Here is a 15,888-nt window from a genome sequence, read left to right as displayed (position 1 = left end):
TACCGGGAGTATGGTCTCTTGTATGGCGACGAAGAAGGTAACCGTGACGATTCCCGAGGATCTCCTGGACGAGATCCGCGCGGACGCGGCAGAGCGGGGCCTGTCGGCGTATGTCGCCGAGGCGCTGCGCTTCAAGCGTGACCGGGACCGGCTCCTGGAACTGGTCGACTGGTTGCAGGAAGAGCACGGCCCCATCACCGAGGACGAGCATGCGGCAGCGCTCGTCGAGCTGGACGAACTCGACGCCGAACACGAGCGGCGTCGAACCGCCGGAAAGCACAACGCCGGAGAGGCTGCGTGAAGAAGCGAGCCGGTGAGCACGGACAGCGCCCCCTCCGCGTCTTCGTACTGGACTGTGAAGCCCTGTCCCTTGCGGTACGCGGCGACCGGAAGATGATCGCCTGGCTCGACCTCGCGGCACGCGGGGAGGCCGAAGTGGTGACGTCCCCGATGACACTGGTCGAGGCGTACGACGGCAGAACGACCGAGCAGCGCTGGGACTGGGTACTGTCCCGGCTCCAGGTCGTCGACATCGGGAAGGACGAGGCCCGCCAGGCGCGTCGACTTCTGGCCGACGCCAAGTTGCACGGCCACAAGTACGCGATCGATGCCGTGCTCGCCGTCATCGCGCGACAGCAGAGGGGACAGGTCACCGTCTTCACCTCGGACGTCGACGACCTGGAGAAGCTGGTCCCGGACACGATCGTCGTCAAGAAGGTGTGACCCGACCCGCGCCTCTCCAGCGCCCGCGAAGCCATCGCGTACTTTGTCCGGACCACATCGGCAGTCTCCGACGCCAGGCAGCGGACGGCGAATAGAGTGGCCGACTCGGCTTCCTGGCACTGGTGGCCGGTGGATTGCCTTCGGGTCGCAGGGCTGACTCTCCAGCACCATCCAGGCAGCAGCACCCTTGGGAGCCATCTGGGAGCCGCCCTGCTCCCGATGCCCCATCCACACCACCCGAGACCAAGCGGGACCACCCACCTGACCTGCGCAGACACGATCCAGGCAGGAAAGATCATTAACCGATCCTCATTCGGGACGAAGAGGTCGTGGGTTCAAATCCTGCCGCTCCGACAGCCGAAACACCAGGTCAGGGGCCTGATCCGCAGTGCAGGTCGGGCCCCTGAGTGGTTCCATCGTCACCTTGCGCAACCAAGCCAACGTCCAGGTGATGACGCGCAGCGAGTACAGCTCGCAGTCCATGAGCCGGAAGAGCCTGCCGGATACGTGCTCCGGGGCCAGACGTGGAACTCGATTCCCTTGGCTCGGCGGTATGCCCGGCTTCGGGGGTACGTCAGGTGGACGCCGCGACGGCCTGGCGTACCGCAAGGTGCCGTCGGACACGACGGCGAGCGCGGCCTCCGGGATTTGCTTGGAGTTGCGGTAGTTGGTCCTCAGTACTTGTCCATGGTCGCTGCGGACCGCACCCCCACGAGTGAGACGATCACGGCGGCGGAGGGCGCGGCGGCGTCCGCGCCGATAGGAGGCGCCGTCTCATCGAGGCGGCCGAGTTCCAGGGCTCCCGCGTCCGCCACCCCTCGGCGCCGGACGAACCCGGGCGTCGAAGACGCGCTGCAGGGCGTCGTCCTCGGTGCCGGCCTGGACTCCGCCTCGTCATCTGCCAGAACCTGGCCGGGGCCATGGCATGAAGGCGTCAGCGGTGGGCGGTGACGTAGTAGAGCTCCAGTTCCTCCCACATCATGGGTACGGGTTCGCTGACCACCGAGAAACCCTTGTCGCGCAGCAGGGACTCGACCTGGGCGAGTGCGCCGGCCGAGTTGTCCACCTCCAGCAGGACGTTCCGCACCTTCACCCAGTCCACGTCATCGATTCCGCGCAGTACATCCAGCTCCGCTCCCTCGACGTCGATCTTGAGCAGGTCGACGACCGTGGCCTCCGGGTGGTGCTCCGCAAGGAAGTGGGACAGTCGATCCACCTTCACCGTGATCGTCGTGGCCTGGAACAAGTCGGTGGCCACCTCCTCACCGAGACGTTCACCCATCAGGTGCTTCTGCAATGCCTTCTCCTCCGGGTGAAGGGTTGAGTTGCCAGGCATTGCCGGGTAATAGGTGAAGGTGGCCTCACATGCCTCGGAGCCGACGGCGTACGGGTGCACCGTCACGTCGTCGATCTGGTGCAGTTCCAGGTTCTGCCGCAACGCCTGGCGGTTCTCCGGTGCGGGCTCGAAGGCGATGACCCGGGCCGCCGGATACTTTTGCTTCATGTAAAGGGAGAACAGCCCTATGTTCGCCCCCACGTCGATGACGAACGGTGCCTCGGGGAGACCCGAATGCTCGTAGTTATTGTCCTTGAATATCTCCTGGTAGATGAAACGGGCTTCGAACTCCCCGCTGGCATAGCAGGAGAATCCCTCTTCCAGTTCGATGAGATGCAGGCCCATGGCTGTGGTCTCCTTCCGTTGGGTCCGGAGCGTTGGCCAGCCAACAACGGCCCGCCCCGCTCAGAGATATTCCCACGCGAATAGTGGAGTGCCGCTCGCGGCCCGCTTGAGTCCTGGCTGCGCATTCCCGAAATGAGCGGTTGCCGGTGAAATTCCGCGAGACCGCTCATGCTTTTCTGTGGCAGCATCCGGGCCATGAGAATCCTCTTTCCTGCCGCACCCGGATACGGGCTGCTGCTCCCGGTCGTCCCGTTGGCATGGGCTGCCCGGGCAGCCGGCCATGAGGTACTGCTCGCGACCACCGCCTATGTGACCAAGGCCGCCGCCGAGTCGGGGCTCCCGACGGTGGACGTCTTCCCGGCCCGCGATGTCGGCGCCGACCTGCTGCTGGGCTCCAAGGGGAAGGCCCCGACGGCCGAGGAGGCCGGAGACGGCCTTCCGCCCGGGTACTGGGAGCTGGCCGGTGCGATGCGCCCGTTCGATCTGTTCACACTGGCCATGACGGAGGGCACCATCCAGGCCGGCCGCAGCTTCGGGGCGGACCTCGTGGTGTACCCGTCCGACCATGCCGCGGGGATGCTGGCGGCCGCGGCCCTGGGCGTGCCGGCCCTTGAGGTCGGCAACCGCGTCTCGTGGTCGATGCGGGACGAGGACGTCACGGCCAGCGGCGCGCAGAACCACCGTACCGGGGTCATCCCGCAGGACTCGCCGCTCATCGCCGGGCTGCGCGAGCGGCTGGGCATCGGACACCGACAGCCCGATCTGATCGCCAGGATCGACCCGCGGGCGCCGAGCCTGGGCGGCCTGACGGCGGACGCCCCGGACCGCGACGGCGGCGCTCCCTGGTGGCCGATGCGCTACATCCCGTACAACGGCGGCGCGCTGGTGCCCGACTGGGCGCTGCGCCGACCGGAGCGGCCGAGGATCTGCCTGACCCTCGGCACCGTCATCCCGCTCATGTCCGACGGCAGCAAACTCAAGATCCTGATGCAGGCGCTGGGGGAACTGGACGCCGAGGTGATCCTCGCGGACCACTCGACCGACGTGTCGGCTCTGGGGACGCTGCCCGACAATGTCGTGTTGCCCGGATATCTCCCCCTGTCCGCCTTCCTGGGCACCTGCTCGCTGATCGTGCACCACGGCGGCTCGGGCACCACGGCCGCCGCGCTGCACTACGGCGTGCCGCAGCTGATCCTGCCCGAGGGCGCCGACAACCCCCTGGTGGCGCAGCGGGTGATCGACTGCAAGGCCGGTCTGTCGCTGCCTTTCGCCGACATCGAGCTGACGCAGGTACGGCAGCTGGTGCGCCGCCTGCTCGAGGAGACCGCGTTCGCTGACACGGCACGGGCGATCGGCGCGGAGATGGCGACCCAGCCCAGCCCCGCATCGGTGATCGACCGACTCGTGCGGCAACTGGCTCTCCGCTAGCCACTGTCCGGCTCGGATCAGCACTTAGGAGCTCGACTTGTTCTCCACAACGGCAGACTTCAACAACTGGTTCGCCGTCCGCTGCCGGGCGCACGAGTACCAGGTGTCCCGGGTGCCGCTCGACCGGCTCGACGGCTGGCGGTTCGAGCGGGGCACCGGAAACCTGGTCCATCGCAGCGGCCGCTTCTTCTCCGTCGAGGGCCTGGACGTGCGGGACGCGGGCCGTGAGGTCGACGCCTGGCAGCAGCCGATCATCGTTCAGCCCGAGTACGGGATCCTCGGGATCCTGGTCAAGAGGTTCCACGGCGTCCCGCACTTCCTGCTCCAGGCCAAGATGGAGCCGGGCAACGTCAACCTGGTCCAGCTCTCTCCCACCGTGCAGGCGACGAAGAGCAACTACACCCGGGTGCACGGGGGCAAGCCGGTCCCCTACCTGGAGCACTTCATCGCCCCGCATGGCGGGCGCGTGCTGCACGACGCACTCCAGTCCGAGCAGGCATCCTGGTTCCTGGGCAAACGCAACCGCAACATGGTCATCGAGGTCGACGAGGAGATCGAACTCCTCGACGACTTCTGCTGGCTGACCGCCGCCCAGATCAGCGAACTGCTCACCGTCGACAACCTGGTCAACATGGACACCCGGACCGTGCTCTCCGGCGCGACCCCGTTCCGGCTGACCGGCCCCGCACACGACGGCGGCGGCTTCCGGGACGCGCTGAACCGCTCGTGGCGGCCGGATGCGGAGCCGTACCGCGACACGGCGGAGCTGCTGAGCTGGTTCACCGACACCAAGTGCCGGTCCTCCCTGACCCGGCGGCGCATCCCCCTGGCGGACGTGGACGGCTGGTCGAGAGCCGAAGGTGTCATCGCCCACGACGGCGGCAAGCACTTCACCGTGGTGGGGGTGGACGTCAGTGCCAGCAGCCGGGAAGTGGCCAGTTGGTCCCAGGTGATGCTCCAGCCGCGCAGCGAGGGGGTCATCGCCTTCCTGGCCAAGCGCCTCAACGGTGTGATGCACCTGCTGGTGCAGGCGCGGACCGAGACCGGGGCCGGCGACGTGATCGAGCTGGCGCCGACGGTCCACTGCCAGCCGGCCAACTACCCGCTCAATGGCGCGCGGCCCGTCTACCTGGACGACGTGGTCAACGCTCCCCCCGAGCGGATCCGCTTCGAGTCCGTCCATTCGGAGGAGGGCGGCCGCTTCTACCATGCGCAGAACCGGTACATGCTCGTCGAGGCCGACGACGACTTCCCCACCGAGGCCCGGCCGAACTACGCGTGGATGACGCTCCGCCAGCTGACCGAATTCGTCCGCTACGGCAACTACATCAATGTGGAGGCCAGAAGCCTCCTGACCCTCCTCAATTTCGCCGACCTGCGCGCTCCGGTGCTGCGGAACGCGGCGTAGGGGCAGGCAAAAGCGCCCGGCCGGGGCTCCCCCGGCCGGGCGCTGTCGTACCGGTCCCGTCAGACCGTGGCGGCCTTCAGCGGTTCCCACCAGGCACGGTGATCGCGGTACCAGCGCACCGTGGCGGCCAGGCCCTCGTCGAACGGTACGAGCGGGGCGTATCCGAGCTCTGTACGGATCTTGGTCCAGTCGACCGAGTAACGGCGGTCGTGGCCTTTGCGGTCGGCGACATACTCCACGCTGGAGTCCCAGTCGGCGTCGAGCGCCTTCAACAGCATGCCGGTGATCTCGTTGTTGGTGAGTTCCTCGCCGCCGCCGATGTTGTACACCTCGCCGGCCCGGCCGCCGGTGCGCACGAGTTCGATGCCCCGGATGTGGTCGTCGATGTGCAGCCAGTCGCGGACGTTGCCGCCGTCACCGTAGAGCGGCACCTTCCTGCCCTGCAGCAGATGCGTGACGAAGAGCGGGATGAGCTTCTCGGGGAACTGGTGGTGGCCGTAGTTGTTGGAGCAGCGGGTCACCCGGACGTCCAGGCCGTGGGTGCGGTGGTAGGCGAGTGCCACCAGGTCGCTGGACGCCTTCGACGCGGAGTAGACGGAGTTGGGCCGCAGCGGATCGGTCTCGGGCCAGGAGCCGGACTCGATCGAGCCGTACACCTCGTCGGTGGAGATGTGCACGAACCGCTCGATGCCCGTCCGGTGCGCGGCGTCGACCAGGATGTGCGTGCCCAACACGTTGGTGTGCACGAACTGCCCGCCGCCGTCGATGGAATGGTCCACATGGGACTCGGCCGCGAAGTGGACCACCTGGTTGTGCGCGGCCGTCAGCTGCTCGACCGTCGCGGCGTCGCAGATGTCGCCCTGGACGAAGGAGAAGCGGGGATGCGCGCGCACCTCGTCCAGGTTGGCGAGGTTGCCCGCGTAGGTGAGCTTGTCCAGCACCGTCACGGAGACGTCGCCCGGCCCGTCGGGGCCGAGCAGCGTGCGGACGTAGTGGGAGCCGATGAATCCGGCCCCGCCGGTCACGAGGAGACGGGTCGTCATGAGGAGATCTGCACCTTACTGTGATCACCGAGTACGAGGCGGTGGGCGGACGGGGTGCGCGGGGCCGGTGTCACCTCGACATCCCGGCCTATCAGCGATGCCTCGACACGGCGGACACCGGTGAGCCTCGAGTCCCGCAGGACGATGGAGTACTCCACCTCGCTGTCCTCGATGCGGCACCCCTCGGAGATGGAGGTGAAGGGACCGACGTACGAGCCGCTGATCACGGCACCGGCTCCGATGACCGCCGGGCCGACCACGCGGCTGCCGCTGACCGTCGCGCCTTCCTCGATCCGGACCCGGCCGATGATCTCGCTTCCGGCGTCGACGGTCCCGGACATGCTCGGCTCCACCGTCTCCAGGACCGAGCGGTTGACCTCCAGCATGTCGGCGACGTTGCCGGTGTCCTTCCAGTACCCCGAGACCATGGTCGACCGCACGTCCTGGCCCTGGTCGAGGAGCCACTGGATGGCGTGGGTGATCTCCAGCTCGCCGCGCCCCGAGGGCCGGATGGATCGTACGGCCTCGTGGACGGCGGGAGAGAAGAGATAGACGCCGACCAGGGCGAGGTCGCTCTTGGGGAACTCCGGCTTCTCGACCAGCGAGACCACCCGGCCGTCCGCGTCCAACTCCGCCACACCGAACGCGCGTGGGTCCTGCACCCGGGTCAGCAGGATGCTCGCGTCAGGCCGCTCCGTGCGGAACTCGTCCACCAGACCGGTGATGCCTCCGACGATGAAGTTGTCGCCGAGGTACATCACGAAGTCGTCGTCGCCGAGGAAGTCCCGCGCGACGACGACCGCGTGCGCCAGGCCCAGCGGCGCGTCCTGGCGGATGTAGGTGATGTCGAGGCCGAAGCGGGAGCCGTCCCCGACGGCCTCGGTGATCTCCTCGGCGGTGTCGCCCACGACGACACCGACGTCGGTGATGCCGGCGTCGGCGATCGCCTCCAGGCCGTAGAAGAGAACGGGTTTGTTGGCCACCGGCACCAGCTGTTTGGCCGATGTGTGGGTGATGGGGCGCAGCCGGGTCCCGGACCCGCCGGACAGTACGAGCGCCTTCATGTGCGAGCCTCCAGAGCAGATGGCACCGGTCTTCTTCCGTCCGCAGCGTGAGCGCCGCCGCTGCAGGTCAGGTCGAGCCGTGGCAGAGGTACACCGGAATGCCGGCCCCTGGTACGCGTGCGGCGGCGATGGCACGTTTCAAGCCGGGTTCAAGGCGATCGACGCAGACTCGCTGCCCTGGGACCGGGCCGCCCCTGGCCCCTCCACCCCGAGTTCAGCGGAGGTCTCACCCGTATGCCGACCACGGCGACTTTCACGGACATCTACATCGCCGTCTGCCAGTTCTACGGCAGGCAGGTCCAACTGCTCGACAGCAACCGATTCGAGGAGTATGCCCGGACCTTCACCCCCGACGGGGAGTTCCAGCACACTCCCGGTGTCCCTCCGGCGCGCACGCGTGCCGGAATCATCGAGGAGCTGCGCCGGTTCAACACCCGGTTCGAGAGCGACCCGGTGCAGCGCCGGCACATGTTCAGCATGCTCGACCTGACCCCGCGCGAGGACGGCGCCTACGACGCCCGCTTCTACGCCCTGGTCCTCACCACCCGTCCCGGCGTCAAGGAGCCGGTCGTCGGCCCGAGCTGCCTGGTCCACGACGTGCTGGTGATCGAGGACGGCGAGGTACGCAACCGCTCCCGCCGAGTGGAGCACGACCACATGTTCACGCTCGCCTGACCTCCGCGCAGAACGCTGTCCTCCCTGGAAAGGAATCGTATGACTGACAAGCCCGTCGCCCTCGTCACCGGGTCGTCGTCCGGAATCGGCGCCGCCATCGCCCGCCGGATGTCCGCCGAGGGCATGGCTGTCGTCGTCAACTCGGTCCGCAGTGTCGCGGCGGGGGAGAAGCTGGCCGCGTCGCTGCCCGACGCCGCCTTCGTCCGCGCCGACGTCTCCGACGAGGCCGAGGCCCAGCACCTCGTCGAACGTGTCGTCGCCGAGTACGGACGGCTTGACCTGCTGGTCAACAACGCCGGCGTCACGAAGCCGATCCCGCACGCGGATCTGACCGCGGCGACGGGTGAGGTCTGGCGGACCATCCTCGGCCTCAACGTCATCGGCACGTGGCAGACGACGGTCGCGGCCACGCCATGGCTGCGCCGTTCGCCCGGCGGCGGCCATGTCGTCAACATCTCGTCGGTCGCCGGCACCCGTCCGGCAGGCAGCTCCATTCCGTACGCGGTCAGCAAGGCCGCGGTGGACCACATGACCCGGCTGCTCGCCGGGGCGCTCGGCCCCGACGTCCGGGTGAACGCGGTCGCGCCCGGGCTGATCGACACGCCCTGGACCCAGGGCTTCACCGAGATCCGGAACCGGGTCGAGGCCACGACGCCGCTGCGCCGGGTCGGCACGCCGGAGGACGTGGCCGAGGTCGTGGCCGGGCTGCAGCGCGCGGCCTACACCACCGGCGAGGTCGTCCTCGTCGACGGCGGCGCGCATCTGCTGATCTGAGCCGGAAGGGGCTACGACTGTGAAACTGGGCGTGAACCTGACGTACCAAGGGGCGTCGGACCTGGCCGTCACCGCCGAACGTCTCGGCTACGATGTCGCCTTCGCCCCCGAGGGCTACCGATCGGACGCGGCCAGCGTCCTCGGCCTGGTGGCCGGGAAGACCGACCGGATCGGGCTCGCCTCGGGCGTGATGCAGATCCCGGCGCGCACACCGGGGATGGCGGCGCTGACCGCGGCGACGCTGAACTCGCTCTCCGGCGGCCGGTTCCGGCTGGGCCTCGGGGTGTCCAACCCCGATGTCTCCGACGGCTGGTACGGGGTGCCGTTCGACCGGCCGCTGGAGCGGACCCGCGAGTACGTGGAGATCGTACGGGCGGCACTGTCCGGCAGGCCGGTCGTCTACGCGGGCGAGCACTACCGGCTGCCGTACTCCGGCTCCGTGGGGGCCCCGCTGCACGTCATCACCGAGCCGGCGGGCACCTCCGTCCCCGTCTATCTGGGTGCGGTGGGGCCGCGCAACCTCCAGCTGGCCGGGGAGATAGCCGACGGCTGGATCGGCGTCTTCGCTGCGCCGGAGCAGGTCGCCGCGTCCGTCGAGCGCATCGCCGCCGGGCGTGCCCTGCGCGGGGCTGCTCTGGACGGCTTCGAGGTGATCCCGTGCCTGGCCACCTCGGTGGGCGAGGACGTCGCGGGCTGTACCGACCTGCTGCGCGCCCACTATGCCCATCTGATGGGCATCGGAGCCCCGGCGCGGAACTTCTACTGCAAGCTGGCCGCACAACTCGGATGGCCGCAGGAGGCGCGGGAGGTGAGCCTGCGGATCCAGGCGGGCGACCGTGCGGGGGCGGCCGCGGCGGTTCCGGCGGGCTTCATCGACCGGACGTCGCTGGTCGGGCCGGTCGACCGGATCGCGGAACGCATGGCGGCCTACGCAAAGGCCGGCGTGACCACGCTGAGCATCATGATCTCCGCCGTCGACACCGACCTGAGCGGCCGTCTCGCCATACTCGAGCAGGCCATGGCGGCGCTCGAGACGTCGGGAGCCGACAGCTGACCGCGACGCGACGAGCCGATGGCGTGCCCGGGACGAGTCCTCGGCACGCCCTCGGAGATTCGCGTCGGCCGCGAATCACCAGGCCACCGGGGCTCGGCACGGCCCCGGACCAGCGCGGTCTCGCCCCGCCGGACGACTGCCGGCTCGGGCACGGCCAGGTGCAGCCAGGGACTCCTGGGCAGGGACTCGCTCCCGCCCGGCGGGACGTGCCGCAGCAGCTCCTCCACCGCGGTGTCGAGCCGCTCCGGCCGCTCCACCAGGCCGGACCAGCCCTTGGGCGAGCGGGGTGTGGACGAAGTTCGCGATGGCTATGGCGGTGGTCTCGTGCCGGCGGCCAGGATGGTGACGCCGAGGGTGACCAGCCCTCCTCGGTCAGCCGCCCCTCGGCCTCGTCACGGGCCGCGATCAGCTGGGAGAGCGGATCGTCTTGCGGCTCGGCGCGCTACCGGGCGACGTGCTCGCTGAGACAGGCCGTCAGCGAGACCGCGGCCTGTTCGACCGGTTCCTCGATGCGGCGCATCAGCGGCCGTTCGACCCGGCTCTGCGCCGGGACCGAAGTACGGTGCTCCGCCACGGCTCACCCCAGGTGAGGACAGTGCGGGAGTGGACCTCCCGGTACGGGATGGGCCAGCACGTAAATGCCCGCGCCAGGGCCTGACTTGAGTTCCGCCCCGTCGCTTCCGCGCTGCCCCGGCCGGCCTTGCCCGCTGCGGATGATCAGCGTTAGAGTTCCTCTGAGCCCCGTATGGGCCTACGTATGGAGGTAGCGGCTACTCAGCCAACACAGGGATCGGCACTCGCCCGTCTCTCGCAGTCTTGTCAACCCCTGAAGCGGGGGTTTGCTGCGCCCATTCCACTGCGTAGGCATACGGGTATTTTTTTGTGTCGGCTTCCTGTGCAGCCGCCCTCCTTTTCGGATACGACCCGAAAGGACGTGCATGAGCAAGGAGCAAGCCGAGAACTGGTCCGGCTTCGACGCCAACGCCTTCCAGCGGCAGATCATCGCCGAGTTCCGCGCGAACAACGGCAAGATGACCGGGATGTTCGAGGGCTGGTCGCTGACGGTGCTGACGACCATCGGCGCCAAGTCGGGACAACCCCGCGAGACCCCGCTCGGCTACCTCATCATCGACGGCAAGGGCGTCGTCGTCGCCTCCGCGAACGGCTCGGACCGCCATCCCGCCTGGTACCACAACATCCGCAAGAACCCCATCGTGACCGTCGAGACCGGCGAGGAGACCTACAAGGCCATCGCCGCCGTCCCGCAGGGCGCGGAACGGGACCGGCTCTTCGAGCGGGTGGTGGCCGAGGCCCCCGGATACGCCGACTACCAGGCCAAGACCACCCGTGAGATCCCGGTCGTCGTGCTGCACCGGATCGAGGCGAAGCCCGGTGAGGAGCGGGTGAAGGGCATGGGGGACTGGATCGTCGAGGTGCACGACTGGCTCCGTAAGGAGCTCCAGACGCTGCGCACCCAGGCGGACCAGGTGATCGACGGCACCGCGCAGACAATCGACCGCACCCCGCCGGACCTGGCCCAGCAGATGCGCACGCACTGCCTCAGCTTCTGCGGCGCCCTGCGCCGGCACCACACCGGCGAGGACATGGCCGTCTTCCCGTCGCTCGCCGCCCAGTTCCCGGCGCTCGCCCCGGCGCTCGCCCAGCTCAGCGAGCAGCACAAGGTGGTGGCCCAGCTCCAGGACTCGATCCAGGCGCTGGTCGAGGGTTTCGTCCCCGGCGAGTCCGACCCGGTGCAACTGCGCGCCGAGCTGGAGGAGCTGGCCGGACGGCTGGAGTCCCACTTCGAGTTCGAGGAGCAGACCGTGGTGACGGCTCTCAACGCCACAGCCGAGGCGCCGCCGTTCGCCTGATCCGGCACGGGCTCTTGAGCTGTCCTCTAGTGCCCGCTGTCAGCCTCGCCTCCGGGTAGCCGCAGCAGATCGGCGCGGCCATCGACCTGCGGCCGTACGTTCGATCGCCGCGCCCGGAGGAGAGGAACCACGATGAGCAGTATCCCCGCTGGCGGCCGGCACCGCAGACCCGGGGCGAGGGACGGGCACCCGAGACTGCGGCGCACCGAGCACCTGAGGTACTCGATGGCGCCGGCCCACACCCTCTACGAACTGGCCGCCGACGTGACCCGCTGGCCCGCCATCTTCGGGCCGAGCGTGTACGCCCAGCACCTGAGCCGCGGCCCGCACACCGAGCGGTTCCGGCTGTGGGCTCAGGTCAACGGCCAGCTGAAGTCCTGGGTGTCCCGGCGCGAACTGGACCCCGACGCCCTGTGGATCCGCTTCGACCAGGAGGAGAGCGCCGCCCCCATCGCCGGCATGGGCGGTGAGTGGCACTTCCGGCCGTTGCCCGACGGCGGTACCGAGATCGTGCTGCTCCACGAGTTCACCGCCGTCGACGACTCCCAGGAGACGGTCGGCTGGATCTCCTCCGCGCTGGACCGCAACAGCGCGGTGGAGCTGGAGGCGCTCACCCGTATCGCCGAACTCGGCCACTCGGTCGACGACGTGGTGTTCACGTTCACCGACACGGTGGCGCTGAAGCGGCCGGCCGCCGAGGTCTACGACTTCCTGTACCGCGCGGATCTGTGGCCGCAGCGGCTCCCCCATGTGCGGCGGGTGACGCTGAAGGAGGACGAGCCCAACCTCCAGGACATGGTGATGGAGACGGTCACCTCGGACGGCTCCGCGCACAGCACGCACTCGGTGCGGGTCTGCCTGCCCGGCCAGCTGATCGTCTACAAGCAGCTGGTGCCGCCGCGGCTGCTGTTCGGGCACAGCGGACGGTGGGAGCTGGCCGGGGAGGGCGACGAGGTCCTGGTGACGGCCGAGCACACCGTCGCGATCAACCCGGGAGCCATCGCCGAGGAGCTGGGCGCCGGGAAGACGCTCGCCGACGCACGGGAGTTCGTCCGGACCGCGCTGGGCCGCAACAGCCGCAGCACCCTGGCCCACGCCGCGTCCCATGAGTGAGGGCAGCACCTTCCCGCGGGGCGGCTTCTGCGACAGCTCCTTCGCCGAGGTGGCACGGGTCTTCCAGGGGCACTTCGCCGCCGGGGAGGAGATCGGCGCCGCCGTGTGCGTATACCACCGCGGCAAACCCGTGGCGGACCTGTGGGGCGGCTTCGCCGACCCGGGCCGAACCGATCCGTGGCGTCCGTCGACCCTGAGCGTGCTCGCCTCCCCGACCAAGGCCCTGGTTTCCAGCGCCGCGCTGCTGCTGGTGGACCGCGGGGTACTGGAGCTGGACCGGCCGATCGCCGACTATTGGCCGGAGTTCGCCGCCAACGGCAAGGAGAAGATCACGCTGCGGATGGTGCTGAGCCACCGTTCCGGTGTGGTCTGCCTGGACCACGACCCCATCACCGCCGACCACATGCGGCGCCACACCCCCATCGCCGAGGCGCTCGCGGTGGCCCGGCCCGAGTGGGAGCCGGACACCGCACACGGCTACCACGCGGTGACCTTCGGGTACCTGGTCAGCGAACTGGTCCGCAGGTGCACCGGCCGCACGGTCGGCGCGTTCTTCGCCGAGGAGATCGCCGCACCGCTGGGCCTCGACTGCCACATCGGCCTGCCCGACCCGCACGCGTTGCATCGGGCCACCATGGTCCGGTCCAAGGCGGAGGACGTGATGTCGGGGGGCGACCCCGGCGATGCCATCGCCATGCTCGTCGAGCTCGGCAAGCCCGACTCCCTCACCCACCGCTCGACCGTGGCCAGCATGGCCCTGGACCCCGAACCGGACCCGGCGGCGGAAGACCCGTCCTACGGCGGCTGGGCCAGCGCCCAGTCACTGGCCCGGCTGTACGCCGCGCTCCTCGGCGAGATCGACGGCTTCCGGCTGCTCAGCGAGCGGACGTCCGCCCAGATCGGCCGGGTGCACGCCCGGGGCGACTGCCGCATCACCATGATGTCCACCGCGTGGGGACTGGGCTTCATGCTGCCCGACAGCCCCACCTTCCCGGCCGCCGCCGGACTGACCACCGCGTTCGGCTTCGACGGCGCCAACGGCACCTTCACCTTCGCCGATCCGCGGTGTGACCTCGCCTTCGCCTACGTCCAGAACTCCGGCTCCCGGGAGCTGGGCAGCATCGACGACCGTGCCCAGCGGCTCGTCCGAGCCGTCTACTCGAGCGTCGAAGGGCGCTCGCACAAGGAGGAATCATGACCCCCACCCCCAAGGTCGCGCTGGTGACCGGTGCCACCAGCGGGATCGGCCTGGAGATCACACGGCGCCTGGCCCGTGACGGCGCCCGGGTCTACCTGTGCGCCCGGCGGGCGGAGGTCCTGGCGCAGACCGTCAAGTCCCTGCGGGAGGAGGGCCTCGATGTGGACGGTCGGGCCTGTGACGTCACCTCGCGCGAGGACATCCGCTCCTACGTCCGGGCCGCCACCGAGCGGTTCGGATCGGTGGACATCCTGGTGAACAACGCCGGCCGGTCCGGCGGCGGGATCACCAAGGACGTCCCCGAGGAGCTGTGGCTGGACGTGATCAACACCAACCTCAACAGCGTCTTCCTGATGACCAAGGAGGTCCTCGAGAACGGCGGCATCCTGGACCGCGGCTGGGGGCGCGTCATCAACATCGCCTCCACCGGCGGCAAACAGGGCGTGGTCAACGGCGCCCCGTACTCGGCCGCCAAGCACGGCGTGGTCGGGTTCACGAAGGCGCTCGGCCTGGAGTTGGCCAAGACCGGTGTGACCGTGAACGCGGTCTGCCCGGGCTTCGTCGAGACGCCCATGGCCGAGCGGGTCCGCGAGGTCTACTCCGGGCTGTGGGGGGTCCCGGCCGACGAGGTGCACGAGCGGGTCAGTGCCCGGGTGCCGATCGGCCGCTACGTCGAGCCCGACGAGGTGGCCGCCATGGTCGCCTACCTGGTCGGCCCCGGCAGCGACGCGGTCACCGCGCAGGCCCTGAATGTCTGCGGCGGCCTCGGCAACTACTGACCGGCCCGCGCCAGAAGGGGCGTCCCGCCGGCTGTCGTGCGGGACGCCCCTTCGACGCCATCGGTCCGGAGCCGTGGTTCAGGCGGCCAGGCCGGCCAGGGTGAGCGCCATCTGCTCCTCGCTGTCCGTCCGGTGAGTGGTCACCCCGGAAGTGATCCGACGGCACAGACCGCCCAGGACCTTGCCGGGACCCACCTCCACCAGCCGACCCGCGCCCTCGGCCGCGAGCCGCAGCGCCGTACCGGTCCAGTCGACCCGGCCGGTGAGCTGACGCCGCAGGCAGACGCGGGCGTCCGCACCGCCGGTGACCGGCGCGGCGCTGAAGCTGGACACGACGGGGATCACCGGATCGCGGAACTCCACCTCCTCCAGGGCCGCGGCGAACTCGTCCTCGACACCGCCGAGGAGGGTGCAGTGCGCGGCGCCGCCGATCTCCAGCACCACGACGCGGTCGGCGCCGGCCTGCCAGACCAGTTCGGCGAGCGCGTCCACCGCGGCCGTCTGCCCGGAGACCACCACCTGGGTGAAGTCGTTGTGGTTGGCGACCTCCACGACCTCCCCGGAAGCGGCGGCGGCCTTGGCGCACATCTCCTCCACCGTCGCGAGATCGAGGCCGACGACCGCCGCCATCTTGCCGGGGACCCGCTGGTTGGCCGCCATCATCAGCTCCCCGCGGAGCCTGACCAGCCGGAGCGCGTCGACCCAGTCCAGGACGCCCGCGCAGACCAGCGCGCTGAACTCGCCCAGACTGTGCCCGGCCACGATGTCCGGGACGACGCCATGGGCGTGCAGCACCTCGTGCGCCACCACGCTGGTCAGCACCACGGCGGGCTGGGTGACCGGCATCTGCCGCAGCTCCTGGGCCGGACCCTCCCAGCAGAGCCGGGAGAGCTCGAAGCCGAGCACCTCGTCGGCGCGGCGGTAGTACTTCTCGGTCAGCTCGGGCCAGCGCCGCAGCAGTTCGAGGCCCATGCCCACTCGTTGCGAGCCTTGGCCGGGGAAGAGAAAGGCGATCCTGTCCATTGCAGACAACTCACTCTCGGCTGGTGGCAAGGCCCGCAGTCTTCCGAGTGGGCC

At 69.5% G+C, this 15,888-nt stretch carries 17 protein-coding genes; 11 read left to right on the top strand and 6 right to left on the bottom strand.

What is annotated here, in order from left to right; all coding sequences use genetic code 11:
* Window positions 1-22: 22 nt before the first annotated feature.
* Window positions 23-301 (top strand): CopG family transcriptional regulator, encoded by a 279-nt coding sequence (locus ACH5AC_RS08195; RefSeq protein ID WP_039657654.1) that lies wholly within the window; start codon window positions 23-25, stop codon window positions 299-301.
* Window positions 298-723 carry a PIN domain-containing protein gene (locus ACH5AC_RS08190; RefSeq protein ID WP_039657652.1) on the top strand — a complete coding sequence of 142 codons (426 nt, stop codon included), beginning with the start codon at window positions 298-300 and terminating at the stop codon, window positions 721-723. The genes ACH5AC_RS08195 and ACH5AC_RS08190 overlap by 4 nt, the downstream gene beginning before the upstream one ends.
* 674 nt (window positions 724-1,397) lie before the next feature.
* On the opposite strand, the gene ACH5AC_RS08185 is transcribed toward ACH5AC_RS08190, so the two are convergent.
* Together ACH5AC_RS08185 and ACH5AC_RS08180 are read right to left on the bottom strand one after the other, a co-directional pair.
* A complete protein-coding gene (locus ACH5AC_RS08185; RefSeq protein ID WP_398860865.1) occupies window positions 1,398-1,538 on the bottom strand; it encodes a hypothetical protein in 141 nt (46 codons plus the stop codon).
* A gap of 119 nt (window positions 1,539-1,657) precedes the next feature.
* Window positions 1,658-2,404, bottom strand: coding sequence for an FkbM family methyltransferase (locus ACH5AC_RS08180; RefSeq protein ID WP_398860864.1), 747 nt, complete (start codon window positions 2,402-2,404; stop codon window positions 1,658-1,660).
* Window positions 2,405-2,599: 195 nt separating this feature from the next.
* Between ACH5AC_RS08180 and ACH5AC_RS08175 the strand changes: the two genes are divergently transcribed.
* Window positions 2,600-3,832: a nucleotide disphospho-sugar-binding domain-containing protein gene (locus ACH5AC_RS08175; protein ID WP_398860863.1), complete on the top strand. Its 1,233-nt coding sequence runs from the start codon at window positions 2,600-2,602 to the stop codon at window positions 3,830-3,832.
* 37 nt (window positions 3,833-3,869) lie between these two features.
* A complete protein-coding gene (locus ACH5AC_RS08170) occupies window positions 3,870-5,240 on the top strand; it encodes an NDP-hexose 2,3-dehydratase family protein (RefSeq protein WP_398860862.1) in 1,371 nt (456 codons plus the stop codon).
* A gap of 59 nt (window positions 5,241-5,299) precedes the next feature.
* Here ACH5AC_RS08170 and rfbB read toward each other — a convergent pair whose 3' ends face one another.
* On the bottom strand, window positions 5,300-6,283 hold the full coding sequence (gene rfbB / locus ACH5AC_RS08165; protein ID WP_398860861.1) for a dTDP-glucose 4,6-dehydratase: 984 nt from the start codon (window positions 6,281-6,283) through the stop codon (window positions 5,300-5,302).
* The gene (locus ACH5AC_RS08160; RefSeq protein ID WP_398860860.1) at window positions 6,280-7,347 is read right to left on the bottom strand and encodes a glucose-1-phosphate thymidylyltransferase; all 1,068 of its coding nucleotides are present in this window, start codon (window positions 7,345-7,347) and stop codon (window positions 6,280-6,282) included. The genes rfbB and ACH5AC_RS08160 overlap by 4 nt, the downstream gene beginning before the upstream one ends.
* A gap of 234 nt (window positions 7,348-7,581) precedes the next feature.
* Here ACH5AC_RS08160 and ACH5AC_RS08155 point away from each other — a divergent pair, with 234 nt between their 5' ends.
* From ACH5AC_RS08155 to ACH5AC_RS08145, 3 genes are read left to right on the top strand one after another with little or no spacing between them, the layout of a single operon-like run.
* Complete coding sequence (locus tag ACH5AC_RS08155) at window positions 7,582-8,022, top strand: nuclear transport factor 2 family protein (protein WP_398860859.1); 441 nt, start codon at window positions 7,582-7,584, stop codon at window positions 8,020-8,022.
* Between the two features lie 39 nt (window positions 8,023-8,061).
* Window positions 8,062-8,796, top strand: coding sequence for an SDR family NAD(P)-dependent oxidoreductase (locus tag ACH5AC_RS08150; protein WP_398860858.1), 735 nt, complete (start codon window positions 8,062-8,064; stop codon window positions 8,794-8,796).
* A gap of 19 nt (window positions 8,797-8,815) precedes the next feature.
* A complete protein-coding gene (locus ACH5AC_RS08145) occupies window positions 8,816-9,850 on the top strand; it encodes an LLM class flavin-dependent oxidoreductase (protein WP_398860857.1) in 1,035 nt (344 codons plus the stop codon).
* A gap of 442 nt (window positions 9,851-10,292) precedes the next feature.
* Here ACH5AC_RS08145 and ACH5AC_RS08140 read toward each other — a convergent pair whose 3' ends face one another.
* The gene (locus tag ACH5AC_RS08140) at window positions 10,293-10,424 is read right to left on the bottom strand and encodes a hypothetical protein (RefSeq protein ID WP_398860856.1); all 132 of its coding nucleotides are present in this window, start codon (window positions 10,422-10,424) and stop codon (window positions 10,293-10,295) included.
* Between the two features lie 364 nt (window positions 10,425-10,788).
* Here ACH5AC_RS08140 and ACH5AC_RS08135 point away from each other — a divergent pair, with 364 nt between their 5' ends.
* From ACH5AC_RS08135 to ACH5AC_RS08120, 4 genes are all read left to right on the top strand, one after another.
* On the top strand, window positions 10,789-11,721 hold the full coding sequence (locus ACH5AC_RS08135) for a nitroreductase/quinone reductase family protein (RefSeq protein WP_398860855.1): 933 nt from the start codon (window positions 10,789-10,791) through the stop codon (window positions 11,719-11,721).
* Between the two features lie 132 nt (window positions 11,722-11,853).
* The gene (locus tag ACH5AC_RS08130; RefSeq protein WP_398860854.1) at window positions 11,854-12,834 is read left to right on the top strand and encodes an aromatase/cyclase; all 981 of its coding nucleotides are present in this window, start codon (window positions 11,854-11,856) and stop codon (window positions 12,832-12,834) included.
* A complete protein-coding gene (locus tag ACH5AC_RS08125) occupies window positions 12,827-14,032 on the top strand; it encodes a serine hydrolase domain-containing protein (RefSeq protein WP_398860853.1) in 1,206 nt (401 codons plus the stop codon). The genes ACH5AC_RS08130 and ACH5AC_RS08125 overlap by 8 nt, the downstream gene beginning before the upstream one ends.
* Window positions 14,026-14,811 carry an SDR family NAD(P)-dependent oxidoreductase gene (locus ACH5AC_RS08120; protein ID WP_398860926.1) on the top strand — a complete coding sequence of 262 codons (786 nt, stop codon included), beginning with the start codon at window positions 14,026-14,028 and terminating at the stop codon, window positions 14,809-14,811. The genes ACH5AC_RS08125 and ACH5AC_RS08120 overlap by 7 nt, the downstream gene beginning before the upstream one ends.
* Window positions 14,812-14,889: 78 nt before the next feature.
* Here the strand turns inward: ACH5AC_RS08120 and fabD are convergent, their stop codons facing one another.
* Window positions 14,890-15,834: an ACP S-malonyltransferase gene (gene fabD, locus ACH5AC_RS08115; protein ID WP_398860852.1), complete on the bottom strand. Its 945-nt coding sequence runs from the start codon at window positions 15,832-15,834 to the stop codon at window positions 14,890-14,892.
* Between the last annotated feature and the right edge of the window lie 54 nt (window positions 15,835-15,888).

The sequence above is a fragment of the Streptomyces sp. NPDC018693 genome (genome assembly GCF_044391385.1).
In the GTDB taxonomy this organism is placed as follows: domain Bacteria; phylum Actinomycetota; class Actinomycetes; order Streptomycetales; family Streptomycetaceae; genus Streptomyces.
The sequence above is the reverse complement of the archived record's forward strand: the minus strand, read 5'-3'. Positions and strand labels throughout refer to the sequence as shown.